This window comes from Pseudomonas sp. P4_B3 (assembly GCF_056402295.1).
Window position 1 is genome coordinate 48403 of sequence record NZ_JBFUHR010000010.1, and the last position, 13687, is coordinate 62089.

The following is a 13687-nucleotide window of genomic DNA, read 5'->3' on the forward strand; positions in this document are numbered from 1 at the left end:
GGAACGACGCGGTGTAACTTTGAACCCCCCAAAAAAAACCCGCTTTCGCGGGTTTTTTCATCATGCCAACTGAGGCTGTTCGCTCATCGGTTTGAGCGGCAGCAGCGGCGCGTGGGGATCGGCCTTGACCGATTTGCGCCATGCGCCCAGCCACTCCGCGTGGCCTTCGCTCCAGACCTGCTCATGCAAGCGAGCCAAGGCCACCGGGTCGCTCAACAGTTGCACACGCTCGTTGTTGGTCAGGCCTTCAGGTCCAACCTTCATCGCGTGTCGCACCCGCTCGACCCGCAGCCATTCGATCGGCTCGGCCTGACGGTGACGGGAGGTCGCCAGCGAGCACGCCAGGGCGTTCTGCTGTGGATCGACCACCGAACGGACGAAGCCGTCGTTCAGCGCATGCCAGCGGTTTTCGTGGGTGTACTGGTCGGTGGCCAGCAACGCCTGCGGCGGATTGTATTCCTCAGGGATCAGGAACAGGCTCTCATCACGGGACTTCAGGCCCAAACCGACGCGACTGGAGATCACCGATACCGGGATCGACAGCATCAACGAACCGACAATCGGCACCAGCCACCACAGGAAGCTCGGGTTCAGCCAGATCACCAGCATGGCCCAGAAGAAGCCCAGCAAGGTCTGCGGGCCGTGGCGCTTGACCGCTTCGCTCCACGGCGTGGAGTCGTCGTCACGTTGTGGCGAGTTCCAGGTCGCGGCCCAGCCGAGGAATGCGGCGAGGACGAAACGAGTGTGGAAGATCATCCGCACCGGCGCCAGCAGCATGGAGAACAGCATCTCCAGCAGCATCGACAGGGTCACCTTGAACTTGCCGCCGAACTCTTTCGCACCCTTGGCCCAGATCAGGATGATGCTCAACAGTTTCGGCAGGAACAGCAGCACGATGGTGGTCGAGAACAGCGCAATCGCCTTGTCCGGGTGCCATTGTGGCCACAGCGGATAGAGCTGGCGCGGTTCGAGGAAGTACTGCGGCTCCATCAGCGTATTGACCGCCAGCAGCGCGGTCGACAGCACCAGGAAGAAGAACCACAACGGCGCCGACAGGTAGGACATCACGCCGGTCAGGAACACCGCGCGGTGCACCGGGTGCATGCCCTTGACCAGGAACAGGCGGAAGTTCATAAGGTTACCGTGGCACCAGCGACGGTCACGCTTGAGTTCGTCCAGCAGGTTTGGCGGCAGTTCTTCATAGCTGCCCGGCAGATCGTAGGCAATCCACACGCCCCAGCCGGCACGGCGCATCAACGCGGCTTCAACGAAGTCGTGGGACAGGATCGAGCCGGAGAACGCGCCTTTACCCGGCAACGGCGCCAGGGCGCAGTGGTCGATGAACGGCTTCATGCGGATGATCGCGTTGTGGCCCCAGTAGTGCGACTCGCCCAGTTGCCAGAAGTGCAGGCCGGCGGTGAACAGCGGGCCGTACACGCGAGTGGCGAACTGCTGCATGCGCGCATACAGGGTGTCCATGCCCGACGCCCGTGGCGCGGTCTGGATGATCCCGGCGTCCGGCGTGGCTTCCATCAGGCGCACCAGACTGGTCAGGCACTCGCCGCTCATCACGGAGTCGGCATCGAGTACGACCATGTACTTGTAGTCACCGCCCCAACGACGGCAGAAGTCGTCGAGGTTGCCGCTTTTACGTTTTACGCGACGACGGCGGCGGCGGTAGAAGATCTTGCCGAAGCCCCCGGCTTCACGACAGACATCCAGCCAGGCCTGTTGCTCGGCGACACAGATATCGGCGTCGTTACTGTCGCTGAGGACAAAGAAGTCGAAGCGGTCCAGGTCACCCGTGGCCGCAACCGACTCGAAGGTCGCCCGCAGACCGGCGAATACCCGAGGCACGTCTTCATTGCAGATCGGCATCACCAGGGCGGTGCGCGCATCTTTCGGTATCGGCTCGTTGCCGGCACTTTTACCGGAGATACGGTATTTATCGTGGCCGGTCAGCAACTCCAGGAAGCCCATCAGCGCGGTCCAGAAACCGGCCGATACCCAGCAGAACAGAATCCCGAACAGGATCAGGATGCTGGTCTGCAAGGCATACGGCAGCACTTGCGTGGCGGTTTGCAGCAGCGGTTGGTGCAGCACTTCGTTGAGGTCGACGAACGACCAGCCCTGGTACGGCATGATGCCTTTCATGTACCAGCCGGCGACGATGGTCTGGCCGAGCATCAGCAGCAACAGAATGTAGCGACGGATCGAACCCACGGTACGCCAGCGCGCTGCCGGCAGGACACGTTCGTCCTTCGGCGGCGCCGGCGGGTTGGTACGACCGGTCATCCGACGCCAGCCACGCACCAGAATGTTGGTGCGCCACGGCTCCGGCACGACCTTGGTCCGCCGAATCGGCGGGGTCGCCTTGAGGCAAACCCGGCCGTTGGCGTCGAGCGCCAGCATTTCCGCGTCCTGCAGCTCTTCGGCGGTGCTCAGGGTCAGGCGTTTGCCGACCGAAGCCTGGGCGGCTTCGGTCGGGGCGTCGAACGTCGATGACGACAGGCGTTCGTGCAATTCGCTGAAAGACTGGCAGCCCGCGAGTTCCGCGCGCTGCTGGTCGGTCATCGGCAGATGCGCCAGATACTCGGAGAGAGTTTCTGGCCGTACTTGAGAGTTACTCATCGGCAGGCAACTGATAGCTCCAGGTCTCGGTCAGGACTTCTTCAGTCGGGGCCGATTCCGGTGTGGCTGGGGCCGCGTCGGCAGCGGCAGGCTGCTTGGCGTCTTTATTGGCCTTGTCCTTGGCATCTGCAACAGGCTTCGCTTCAGCCTGCTTGGCCTCCGCTTGCCTGGCTTCCTTGTCCGCTTTCTCTTGTTGCTTGGCGGCAACCTTGTCGGCCTTGGCAACCGACGAGTTCGACGCTGGAATCGAAGTCTTGGCCAGATCCGCCGGCACGATGTTCTGTACCAGTGCGGCACGCATCTCGGTGGACTTGCCCGGGTCCTTGATCTTCATCCGCAGGGTCAGGCGCCAGCCCTTGGTTTCAGGGTTATAGCGCACGCTGTTTTCCACCAGCTCGGCATTGTCGCCGACGCTGACCTGGCTGCGAACGTCCGTATCGGCCGGCAATGCCGCCAGGGATGGGCCTTCGAAGTCCACCAGGTAGGCAACGCTGCCGTCCGGCTGACGAATCAGGTTGGACTGTTTGACGTCACCAGTGGAACGCAGGGTCTGTTTGACCCAGGCGCTGTCCGGCGCGTGAATCGAGTCTTCATCCATGGTCCAGTGCATACGATAAGCGACATCGAGCGGCTGGCCAGGTTCCGGCAATTTTTCCGGATTCCAGAAGGCTACGATGTTGTCGTTGGTTTCGTCGGCGGTCGGTATCTCGACCAGGTCGACAGTGCCCTTGCCCCAGTCACCCTTCGGCTCGATCCAGGCGCTTGGGCGCTTGTCGTAACGATCGTCGAGGTCTTCGTAGTGGCTGAAGTCGCGGCCACGTTGCAGCAGACCGAATCCGCGCGGGTTTTCCACGCTGAAGTTGCTCACAGCCAGGTGTTTCGGGTTGTTCAGCGGACGCCAGATCCACTCGCCGTTGCCGGCATGGATCGCCAGACCGCTGGAGTCGTGCAGTTCGCGACGGTAGTTCAGTACCTTCGACGGCTGGTTGGCGCCGAACAGGTACATGCTGGTCAACGGGGCGATACCCAGTTTGCCGACCTTGTCACGCAGGAACATCTGCGCCTTGACGTCGACGATGGTGTCGCTGCCCGGACGCAGGGTCAGGCGATAGGCGCCGGTGGCACGAGGTGAGTCCAGCAGGGCGAAGATCACCAGGTGCTTGTCGCCTGGCTTGGGCTGCTGAATCCAGAACTCGCGGAAACGCGGGAATTCTTCGCCGGATGGCAATGCGGTATCAAGTGCCATGCCGCGAGCGGACAAACCATAGACGTGACCCTTGCCGACGACGCGGAAGTAGCTCGCGCCGAGCATGGTCATGATTTCGTCTTGCTTGTCGGCCTTGTTGATCGGGTACAGCACACGGAAACCGGCATAACCCAGTTGTTCGGTGGCCTTGGGATCGAACTGCATGTCGCCGAAGTCGAAGCGACTCGGGTCGTATTTGATCTCTTCGACGGTGTTCGCGGTGATTTCGTTGATTTTCACCGGCGTATCGAAATGCATGCCCTGGTGATAGAAGGACAGCTTGAACGGCGTCTTCTGATCAGCCCACTCGGCTTTTTCCGTCAGAAAGCGAATTTTCTGATAGTCCGCGAATTTCATGTCGCGGAACTCGTTCGGCAGGTTACTGCGCGGCGCTTCGTATTTCTGCCCGGCCAGCTCTTTTGCCTTGGCCGATACATCATCCAGACTAAATGCCCAAAGCTGGCCGGCGCTGAGCAGGCAGAGCAATGCAGAGCCCGCTACCAGGGCGCTGCGTAGCCGTTTGGCAGACAATTTTGGTGCGTTACAGGGACTAACAATCACGAGCAACCCTCGCCGAAAACAGATCAAAAAACCAACGGCCAGTTAAAGGGTCTGCTCGGTGTACGGTATGAAAAAACCGCCCTTGCAAACCACTCTTGCCAAGTTGGCGAGCATTGTTCCGACTCCGCTGGGGCGAAATGATTCCCCAATCGGATCCGGACAAGTCTCTACCTAAGTCAAAATGGACCAACGAACGCTGATCCCCGTAGCGCGCGATTATCTAGTAGGCCGCGTTACAACGCATCAGGGGTAACAAAGTATTTATCGCGAAAAAGTCCTGTTTTCAGTCGAATTGAGCGTAAAAACTTGTTTCAAACGCTTTCAGGCCTGTAACAGGAAGGTTACCGGGCCATCATTGACCAGGTGCACCTGCATATCCGCGCCGAATCTACCTGATGCCACAGTGCCATGCACCTGTTTCGCTTTGCTTAATAAATAGTCGAATAGCTCCTCGCCCAGCGCCGGAGGGGCCGCGGTCGAAAAACTCGGACGCAGCCCGCTTTTGGTATCGGCAGCCAGAGTGAACTGAGAGACCAGTAGCAGCCCGCCACCCACATCCGCCAAGGACAGATTCATCTTGCCCTCAGCGTCACTGAACACCCGATAGTTAAGCAGCTTATTGAGAAGTTTGTCGGCGCTGGCCCGCGTGTCGTCGGGCTCGACGGCCACCAGGACCAGCAATCCCTGATCGACGGCACCTACGACTTCGCCCGCGACCTCGACCCGCGCGCCACGCACCCGTTGCAACAGGCCCTTCATGCTTCTTCAGGCGGCAGGTCAAGCAGTCGCCGGGCCATCAGATTGGCGGCGCGCACCAGCGCGTCAGTGATGCCCGGCTCGGAAGCGGCATGACCGGCGTCGCGGATGACCTGCAGTTCGCTGTTCGGCCAGGCTTGATGCAGTTCCCAGGCGTTATCCAGCGGGCAGATCACGTCATAGCGACCATGGATGATCACACCGGGCAAATGGGCGATCTTGCCCATGTTGCGGATCAACTGGTTCTGCTCCAGGAAGGCGTGGTTGCTGAAGTAGTGGCATTCGATGCGGGCAATCGACAATGCACGCTGTGGCTCGGAGAAGCGATCGACCACCAGCGGGTTAGGACGCAGGGTCGCGGTGCGGCCCTCCCAGGTGGACCAGGCCTTGGCCGCGTGCATCTGGGCAATCTGGTCGTTGCCGACCAGACGCTTGTGGAACGCGGCAAGCAAGTCATCGCGCTCGTCCAGAGGGATCGGCGCGATGTAGTCCTGCCAGTAATCGGGGAACAGGCGGCTGGCGCCGGCCTGGTAGAACCATTCGATTTCCTGCGGACGGCAGAGAAAGATTCCGCGCAGGATCAGACCGTGTACACGTTCAGGATGGGTTTGTGCGTAGGCCAGCGCCAGGGTCGAACCCCATGAGCCGCCAAACAGCACCCATTTGTCGATGCCCAGGTGCTGGCGAATCCGCTCAAGGTCGGCGACCAGATCCCAGGTGGTGTTGTTTTCCAGGCTGGCGTGGGGGGTGGAGCGACCGCAACCGCGCTGATCGAACGTGACAATGCGATAGAGATTGGGATCGAAGAAGCAACGACTCTGGGCATCACATCCGGCACCGGGACCACCATGGATGAACACCACGGGCAAACCTTCCGGTGAACCGCTTTCGTCGACATACAGCGTGTGAGTCTCGTCGACGGCCAGATCGTGCCGGGCGTGGGGTTTGATCTGCGGGTACAAAGTCTGCATTGCGCACTCCGTAAGGGGTCAAGGTCATCCCTGGGGGGACTTCTATTATTCTGCCGTCCGGCATCATAAACCCGAATTACGTCAATGAGCATGCCCGTGCGAAGTCAGAGTTTCGCCGCCAGATATCCGAACAAGGTTTTGTACAGCGCATCGACCTCGTCCGCCTGCCCTCGGGCCCGCAAACAGCCATGAACCAAACCCTCGCCGACATACAGCGTGGCAGCCACGCCCGCAGCCTTCAGTCGCTCGGCATACAGCACGCCGTCATCGCGCAACGGGTCGAATTGCGCCACCGCGATCCATGCCGGTGGCAGACCGCTGAAATCCGTGGCGAGCAATGGCATCGCGTAGGCGTTCGGGTGGCGGGTGCCTTGCAGGTAAAGCGCGTGATAGCAATCGACGTCACTGCTGCTGAGTAACGGCGCGTCGATGCACTCACTGCGCGACGGCAGGCGGTGATCGCCGCCCAACCCCGGATAAATCAGAACCTGCGCGCACGGCAGCGGCTCGCCGGCATCGCGCAGCGCCAGGCACAACGCCGCCGCAAGATTGCCACCGGCACTGTCGCCGGCCACCAGCATGCGCTCCGGATCGAGTTGAAACGCCCCGGTGCGCAGTGCCCGCCAGACCTTCAGGCAATCATCGAACGCAGCGGGAAACGGATACTCCGGTGCCCGGCGGTAATCGACGGCGATCACCCGTACACCGAGTGTCGATGCCAATTCGGCGCAGATGAAGTCGTGGGAATCGAGGTCCCCCACCACCCAGCCACCGCCATGCAGGTAAACGATGCACGACGCACCACTGGCCGGTGGTTGATAGGAACGAACAGCAACACCGGCCAACTCGAAATCAATCACAGACAACCCGGCGGGGGGCGCCGGGGTAAACGCCCGGCACATCTCGCTGTAAGCCCGGCGCAACCCGGTGATACTGCTGTCGCTGCTGTTGAAACTCAGGGTTTTGTCGACGAATGCTGTCATTTGCCTGGAAAGCGGGTAAGGAGCCATAAACATGGTGCCCGTTCAGGGGAATGTATGGCCCCTGTAGGAGCGAGCTTGCTCGCGATGATCGTCAACGATAACGCGGGAATCCTGATACCCCGCGGCGTTCTCGGGTTTATCGCGAGCAAGCTCGCTCCTACAGGGGTTTGCTGTCAGTTTTTCAGGCTGGCCTGAACCGTGGCTACGCCATCCTTGCCATCAAAGCTACTGACACCGGCCAGCCAGCGCTGCAAGTCCTCCGGATGGTCACGCAGCCATTTTTTCGCGACATCCTGAGCCGTTTGGCGCTCCATGATCGGCACCATCAACTGGCTTTCCTGGGCGGCGCTGAACGTGAGGTTCTCCAGCAGGCGATTGACGTTCGGGCAACGCTGGGCGTAATCCGGCGCGGTCACGCTGGAGACCGTCGCGGCGCCTTCATTCGGCCCGTAGACGTCTTCGCTGCCGGTCAGGTAGTCGATCTTCATGTTGATGTTCATTGGGTGCGGGGTCCAGCCGACAAACACCACGAACTCCTTGCGATTCACCGCCCGCTGCACGGCCGCCAGCATCCCGGCCTCACCGGACTCGATCAGTTTGAAATCCTTCAGGCCGAAGTGATTGGTCTCGATCATGGTCTTGATCGTGGTGTTCGCGCCGCTGCCCGGCTCGATGCCGTAGATCTTGCCGCCGAGCTGATCCTTGAATCTGGCGATGTCGGCGAAGGTTTTCAGCCCGGCCGCTGCCACATAGTCCGGGACCGCGAGGGTGGCCTGGGCATCGGCCAGGCTCGGTTTGTCCATGACCTTGACCTGATTGGCAGCCACGAAGGGTGCAATGTTTTTATCCATCGCCGGTTTCCAGTAACCGAGGAAGATGTCCAGGCGCCTGTCGCGGATGCCGGCGAAGATGATTTGCTGCACGGCGCTGGTTTGCTTGCTTTCGTAGCCGAGACCGTTGAGCAGCACATCGGCCATGCCACTGGTGGCGATCACGTCGGTCCAGTTGACCACGCCCATGCGCACGGTTTTACAGGAAGCGTCGTCCGCGGCCATGGCGCCGGCGCTCAACAGAGCAGTGCCGCAGAAGATTGAGAGACAGCGGGTGAACAGACCTTTGGGGCTTGTCATAGAGAGCATTCTCGTGCGGCAGCGGATTATTGTCGGGGCGGTGTCTTTGTGCACCGTGGCCAGAACATTACGCAGCAGACGAGCGGTAGAAGCGACCTGTGGCGACCGTGTTTTGCACGGTGGCGACAAAAAAAGATCGCAGCCTTCGGCAGCTCCTACAGGTGTTCGCAAAACAATGTAGGAGCTGCCGAAGGCTGCGATCTTTTGATTCTCAACCCTTGTAGTGCTGCTGCCCCCAGGCCAGCAACCCTTGCAGCAACTCCTTGAGCACCTCCCGCGTCGGCTCCGCCAGGTCCGGGCGATAACGGAACGGCTCGAACTCTTCCATGTACGTGCACTGCCCCAGCTCCAGCTGCACGGCGTGGATGTTCTCGACCGGGTTGCCGTAATGGCGGGTGATGTGGCCACCCTTGAAGCGTCCGTTCAGCACGTGGGTGTAGTTTTCGTGACGTGCGCAAATCGCTTCCAGTTGGGCCGCAAGCTGTGGATCGCAACTGGCGCCATTGAAGGTACCAAGGTTGAAGTCCGGCAGTTTGCCGTCGAACAGGTGCGGGATGATCGAGCGGATCGAGTGCGCATCGAACAGCAGTGCATAGCCGAACTCGGCTTTCAGTCGCGCCAGTTCCTGCTGCAAGGTGCTGTGGTATGGCGTCCAGATTTGCTCAAGATAGGTTGCGTGCTCTTGTTTCGAAGGCTCCAGCCCTTCGCGGAACAATGGCACGCCGTCGAACAGCGTGGCCGGATACAAACCGGTGGTCGCGCCCACGTACAAGGGTTTGTCGTCGGACGGCCGGTTAAGGTCAATGACAAACCGCGAATACTCGGCGGCCAGGGTACTGGCGCCCAGTTCAGCGGCGAAATCGTACAGCTGCGGGATATGCCAGTCGGTGTCCGGCAGGCTTTTCGCCTGCGGGATCAACCCGGCCTCGACTGCCGGAGTCAGGCGCACACCGGCGTGGGGCATGCTGATCAGCAGCGGCACGCGGCCTTGTTTGAAGTTCAGAACCWTATCCACAACAGATCTCCTACAGACTTGATTCGACGCCGTGGCGCACGACGCGTTTTTCCAGATCGCCGCCCAGCCAGTAACAGAGGTCGGCCGGACGATCAATTTGCCAGGCGACGAAATCCGCGACCTTGCCGGCTTCCAGCGAACCATGGGTTTCAGCCATGCCCAGCGCGGTGGCGGCGTGAATCGTCGCGCCCGCCAAGGCTTCTTCCGGGGTCATGCGGAAACAGGTGCAAGCCATGTTCAGCATCAGGCGCAACGACAGTGCCGGCGAGGTGCCCGGATTGAGGTCGCTGGCGATGGCGATTTTCACGCCGTGCTTGCGCAAGGCATCCATCGGCGGCAATTGGGTTTCGCGCAGGAAGTAATAGGCGCCGGGCAACAGCACCGCAACCGTGCCGGACTTGGCCATGGCAATGGCGTCATCCTCGGTCATGAACTCCAGGTGATCGGCGGACAACGCGTGATAACGCGCCGCCAGGCTCGAGCCGTGCAGCGACGACAATTGCTCGGCATGCAGCTTCACTGGCAAGCCCAGTTCCTGGGCGGTGATGAATACACGCTCCACCTGCGCAGGCGAGAACGCCAGGTATTCACAGAAGGCATCCACCGCGTCGACCAGCCCTTCGGCGGCCAAGGCCGGGAGCATATCGGCGCAGATGTGATCGATGTAGTCGTCGGCGCGATCGGCGTATTCCGGCGGCAAGGCGTGAGCCGCCAGACAGGTGCTGCGCACGCTGACCGGCAGTTCGGCACCGAGGCGACGGGCCACACGCAGCATCTTGCGCTCGTTGGCCAGGTCCAGGCCGTAGCCGGACTTGATTTCGATGCTGGTGACGCCATCGCGCATCAGGCTTTTCAGGCGTTTGGCGGCGCTGGCGAACAGTTCATCTTCGCTGGCGGCGCGGGTAGCGCGCACGGTGCTGGCGATGCCGCCACCGCTGGCGGCGATTTCCGCGTAGCTGACGCCTTGCAGACGCTGCTCGAATTCGCCGCTGCGGTTACCGCCGAACACCGTATGGGTATGGCAGTCAATCAGGCCCGGTGTGACCCAGGCCCCTTGCAAATCGTTGACCACCGAGTACTCGCCCGCCGGCAGGTCAGCGCGCTGGCCGACCCACTCAATGAGCGCACCTGACGTCACGATGGCCGCGTCCTCGATGATCGAGTAGACGCCTTGCGCCATGGTTGCGACGTGGCAGTGTTGCCAGAGAGTTTTCATCCGTGGCCTCCGTTAGGTTATCGATGAGAAAAAGAAGGTTCCTGCTCTACCAGTGCCGCCTGCCCCGCCGCAGGCTTCACCCAGGTCAGGTAGGCAAGCACCAGCAATACAATCCATACCACGCCGACGATCAGAGCCGCCTGGGTGTCCGGGAAATAGCCCAGCACGCCGAAGATAAACAGCATGAAGGCAATCGCCGCCATCGGCGCATAGGGCCAGAACGGTACCGGGAACTTCAACTGTGCGACCTGTTCACTGCTCATGGAACGACGCATGGCCACTTGGGTGAACAAAATCATCAACCAGACCCACACCGTGGCAAAGGTCGCGATGGAGGCTATCAGCAGAAACACGTTTTCCGGAATCAGGTAGTTCAGCAACACGCCCAGCAGCAGCGCGGCGCTCATCACCACTACGGTCATCCATGGCACACCGTTGCGTGACAAACGCGCGAAGCCCTTGGGTGCGTGGCCCTGCTGAGCCAGGCCGTACATCATCCGGCCTGCGCCGAAGATATCGCTGTTGATGGCCGAGATCGCCGCCGAGATCACCACGATATTGAGGATGGTCGCCGCCGAGCTGATGCCCAGATTGTCGAAAATCTGCACGAAAGGACTGCCCTGGCTGCCGATCTGCTGCCATGGAAAGATCGACATCAGCACGAACATGGTCAGCACGTAGAACAGCAGGATGCGCAACGGCACGGCATTGATCGCCCGAGGCAGCACATGCTGCGGGTCTTTGGCTTCACCAGCCGTCACACCGATGATTTCAATCCCGCCGAACGCGAACATCACCACCGCGAACGAGGCGATCAGGCCACCCACGCCATTGGGCATGAAACCGCCATGGCTCCAGAGGTTGCTGATATCTGTCGCTTGGGCGCCGGGGGCCGTGCTGATGCCGAACAGCATGATGCCGAAGCCACCCAGGATCATCGCGACAATGGCCGCGACCTTGAGCAGCGACAGCCAGAACTCCATTTCACCGAAGACTTTGACGTTGCACAGGTTCAAGCCGCCGACCACCGAGACGATGCCCAGCACCCAGATCCAGCGCGCGACTTCCGGAAACCAGAAGCCCATGTAAATACCGAACGCGGTGACATCGGCCATGCCGACGATGACCATTTCGAATGCGTAGGTCCAACCGAGGATGAAGCCCGCCATCGGCCCAAGATAGGTACTGGCGTATTGGCCAAAGGAACCGGCCACCGGGTTGTGCACCGCCATCTCACCGAGGGCGCGCATGACCATGAACACCGCCGCGCCACCGATCAGGTACGCGAGCAATACCGCAGGCCCGGCCATTTGAATGGCCGAGGCAGAACCGTAAAACAGCCCGGTGCCGATCGCCGACCCCAGTGCCATGAAGCGAATATGTCGGGCAGAGAGCCCGCGTTTCAAACCTTTTTCTGGCTGTTGCATTTCTCGTCCCTAATTATTGTTATTCGACGCAAAATCGAATCGCCGGCAAGCCGGCTCCTACAGGTTCATGCGACCCCCCTGTAGGAGCTGGCTTGCCAGCGAGGGGTCCTTAAAGGCTCGGCAAAAGCTTCGTCGTCACCAGTTCGTTCAGGCAACGCGAGGCCAACAGCTCGGTTGCGGCGTTGATATCCGGCGCAAAGAAACGGTCCTTCTCATAGAACGGCACTTCGTTACGCAGAATGGCACGGGCCTTTTCCAGTTTTGGCGAGGTCTTCAGACCATTGCGCAGGTCCAGACCCTGAGCCGCCGCCAGCCATTCTACGGCGAGAATCCCGCGGGTGTTCTCGGCCATTTCCCACAGACGCTTGCCAGCCGCCGGAGCCATCGATACGTGGTCTTCCTGGTTGGCGGAAGTCGGCAGGCTGTCCACCGAATGCGGATGGGACAACGCCTTGTTCTCGCTGGCCAGTGCCGCTGCGGTCACCTGGGCGATCATGAAGCCGGAGTTCACGCCACCGTTGGCCACCAGGAACGGCGGCAATTGCGACATGTGCTTGTCCATCATCAGCGAGATACGGCGTTCGCTCAGGGAGCCGATTTCAGCGATGGCCAATGCCATGTTGTCAGCGGCCATGGCCACCGGCTCGGCGTGGAAGTTACCACCGGATATCACGTCACCTTCAGCGGCGAACACCAACGGGTTGTCCGATACGGCGTTGGCTTCGATGGCCAGCACTTCGGCGGCCTGACGGAACTGGGTCAGGCAGGCGCCCATGACTTGTGGCTGGCAACGCAGGGAGTATGGATCCTGGACCTTTTCGCAGTTTTCGTGGGAGTCGGAGACTTCGCTACGCTCGCCCAGCAGATCACGGTAAGCGGACGCGGCGTCGATCTGGCCTTTCTGGCCACGGGCAGCGTGGATGCGTGCGTCGAACGGCGAGCGCGAACCCAGCACCGCTTCAACGGTCAGGCCGCCCAGCGCCAAGGCACCGGCGAACAGGTCTTCACCTTCGAACAGGCCACGCAGGGCAAAAGCGGTGGAGACTTGAGTGCCGTTGAGCAGCGCCAAACCTTCTTTGGCGGCCAGGGTCAGCGGAGTCAGACCGGCGACTTTCAGCGCTTCGGTGGCTTCCATCCACTCGCCTTTGTAGCGCGCCTTGCCTTCACCCAGCAGCACCAGCGACATGTGCGCCAAAGGCGCCAGGTCACCGGAGGCACCGACCGAACCTTTCAATGGAATATGCGGGTAAACCTCAGCGTTGATCAGGGCGATCAGCGCATCGATCACCACACGACGGATGCCGGAGAAGCCACGGCTCAGGCTGTTGACCTTGAGCACCATGATCAAACGCACCAGGGCGTCGCTGATCGGCTGACCGACACCGGCGGCGTGGGACAGCACCAGCGAGCGCTGCAGGTTTTCCAGGTCTTCGCTGGCGATACGGGTCGACGCCAGCAGGCCGAAACCGGTGTTGATGCCGTAGGCGGTGCGATTCTCGGCGAGGATCTGCTCCACGCAGGCAACACTGGCTTCGATCTGGGCCGAGGCGCTGTTGTCGAGGGTGATTTTTACCGGCTGCTGATAAACATCACGCAGTTGGGCCAGGCTCAGTTGACCGGGAATCAGGTTTAGAGAAGTCATTTTGTGCTCCTTTTGAGAGTTAGCTATTAACTAACCAGACGCTCCGGAGATGTCCGTTGTCCGTCGCTTCCCCCTTTTTGAGGGGGTGGCGCCTTGGCACGCTGGTTTT

10 protein-coding genes are annotated in these 13687 nt (G+C 60.9%); all 10 read right to left on the reverse strand.

From position 1 onward, the window contains the following. Positions 1-60: 60 nt before the first annotated feature. A complete protein-coding gene (mdoH, locus tag AC1DWG_RS13245; protein ID WP_477752193.1) occupies positions 61-2631 on the reverse strand; it encodes a glucans biosynthesis glucosyltransferase MdoH in 2571 nt (856 codons plus the stop codon). Continuing rightward, a complete protein-coding gene (locus AC1DWG_RS13250; RefSeq protein WP_477763813.1) occupies positions 2624-4438 on the reverse strand; it encodes a glucan biosynthesis protein in 1815 nt (604 codons plus the stop codon). Before AC1DWG_RS13250 ends, mdoH begins: the two co-directional genes overlap by 8 nt. Positions 4439-4759: 321 nt before the next feature. Further along, positions 4760-5197 carry a D-aminoacyl-tRNA deacylase gene (gene dtd / locus AC1DWG_RS13255; RefSeq protein ID WP_477752195.1) on the reverse strand — a complete coding sequence of 146 codons (438 nt, stop codon included), beginning with the start codon at positions 5195-5197 and terminating at the stop codon, positions 4760-4762. Continuing rightward, positions 5194-6165, reverse strand: a complete 972-nt coding sequence (pip, locus tag AC1DWG_RS13260; protein ID WP_477752196.1) for a prolyl aminopeptidase — start codon at positions 6163-6165, stop codon at positions 5194-5196. Before pip ends, dtd begins: the two co-directional genes overlap by 4 nt. Before the next feature lie 104 nt (positions 6166-6269). Further along, positions 6270-7175 (reverse strand): alpha/beta hydrolase, encoded by a 906-nt coding sequence (locus AC1DWG_RS13265; RefSeq protein ID WP_477763812.1) that lies wholly within the window; start codon positions 7173-7175, stop codon positions 6270-6272. A 146-nt stretch (positions 7176-7321) separates the two neighbouring features. Beyond that, on the reverse strand, positions 7322-8278 hold the full coding sequence (locus tag AC1DWG_RS13270) for a choline ABC transporter substrate-binding protein (protein ID WP_477787876.1): 957 nt from the start codon (positions 8276-8278) through the stop codon (positions 7322-7324). A gap of 211 nt (positions 8279-8489) precedes the next feature. Continuing rightward, positions 8490-9293 (reverse strand): N-formylglutamate deformylase, encoded by an 804-nt coding sequence (gene hutG / locus AC1DWG_RS13275; RefSeq protein WP_477787877.1) that lies wholly within the window; start codon positions 9291-9293, stop codon positions 8490-8492. A gap of 10 nt (positions 9294-9303) precedes the next feature. After that, the gene (gene hutI, locus AC1DWG_RS13280) at positions 9304-10509 is read right to left on the reverse strand and encodes an imidazolonepropionase (RefSeq protein ID WP_477752200.1); all 1206 of its coding nucleotides are present in this window, start codon (positions 10507-10509) and stop codon (positions 9304-9306) included. A 17-nt stretch (positions 10510-10526) separates the two neighbouring features. Continuing rightward, a complete protein-coding gene (locus tag AC1DWG_RS13285; RefSeq protein WP_477752201.1) occupies positions 10527-11936 on the reverse strand; it encodes an amino acid permease in 1410 nt (469 codons plus the stop codon). A gap of 109 nt (positions 11937-12045) precedes the next feature. Further along, on the reverse strand, positions 12046-13578 hold the full coding sequence (hutH, locus tag AC1DWG_RS13290; protein ID WP_477752202.1) for a histidine ammonia-lyase: 1533 nt from the start codon (positions 13576-13578) through the stop codon (positions 12046-12048). Positions 13579-13687 lie beyond the last annotated feature (109 nt).

Excerpts from the sequence above, each read along its gene's own strand:
- hutI (WP_477752200.1), bottom strand. The coding sequence starts at position 10,509 with ATGAAAACTCTCTGGCAACACTGCCACGTCGCAACCATGGCGCAAGGC.
- AC1DWG_RS13270 (WP_477787876.1), bottom strand. The coding sequence starts at position 8,278 with ATGACAAGCCCCAAAGGTCTGTTCACCCGCTGTCTCTCAATCTTCTGC.
- dtd (WP_477752195.1), bottom strand. The coding sequence starts at position 5,197 with ATGAAGGGCCTGTTGCAACGGGTGCGTGGCGCGCGGGTCGAGGTCGCG.
- AC1DWG_RS13265 (WP_477763812.1), bottom strand. The coding sequence starts at position 7,175 with ATGGCTCCTTACCCGCTTTCCAGGCAAATGACAGCATTCGTCGACAAA.
- mdoH (WP_477752193.1), bottom strand. The coding sequence starts at position 2,631 with ATGAGTAACTCTCAAGTACGGCCAGAAACTCTCTCCGAGTATCTGGCG.
- pip (WP_477752196.1), bottom strand. The coding sequence starts at position 6,165 with ATGCAGACTTTGTACCCGCAGATCAAACCCCACGCCCGGCACGATCTG.
- hutH (WP_477752202.1), bottom strand. The coding sequence starts at position 13,578 with ATGACTTCTCTAAACCTGATTCCCGGTCAACTGAGCCTGGCCCAACTG.
- AC1DWG_RS13285 (WP_477752201.1), bottom strand. The coding sequence starts at position 11,936 with ATGCAACAGCCAGAAAAAGGTTTGAAACGCGGGCTCTCTGCCCGACAT.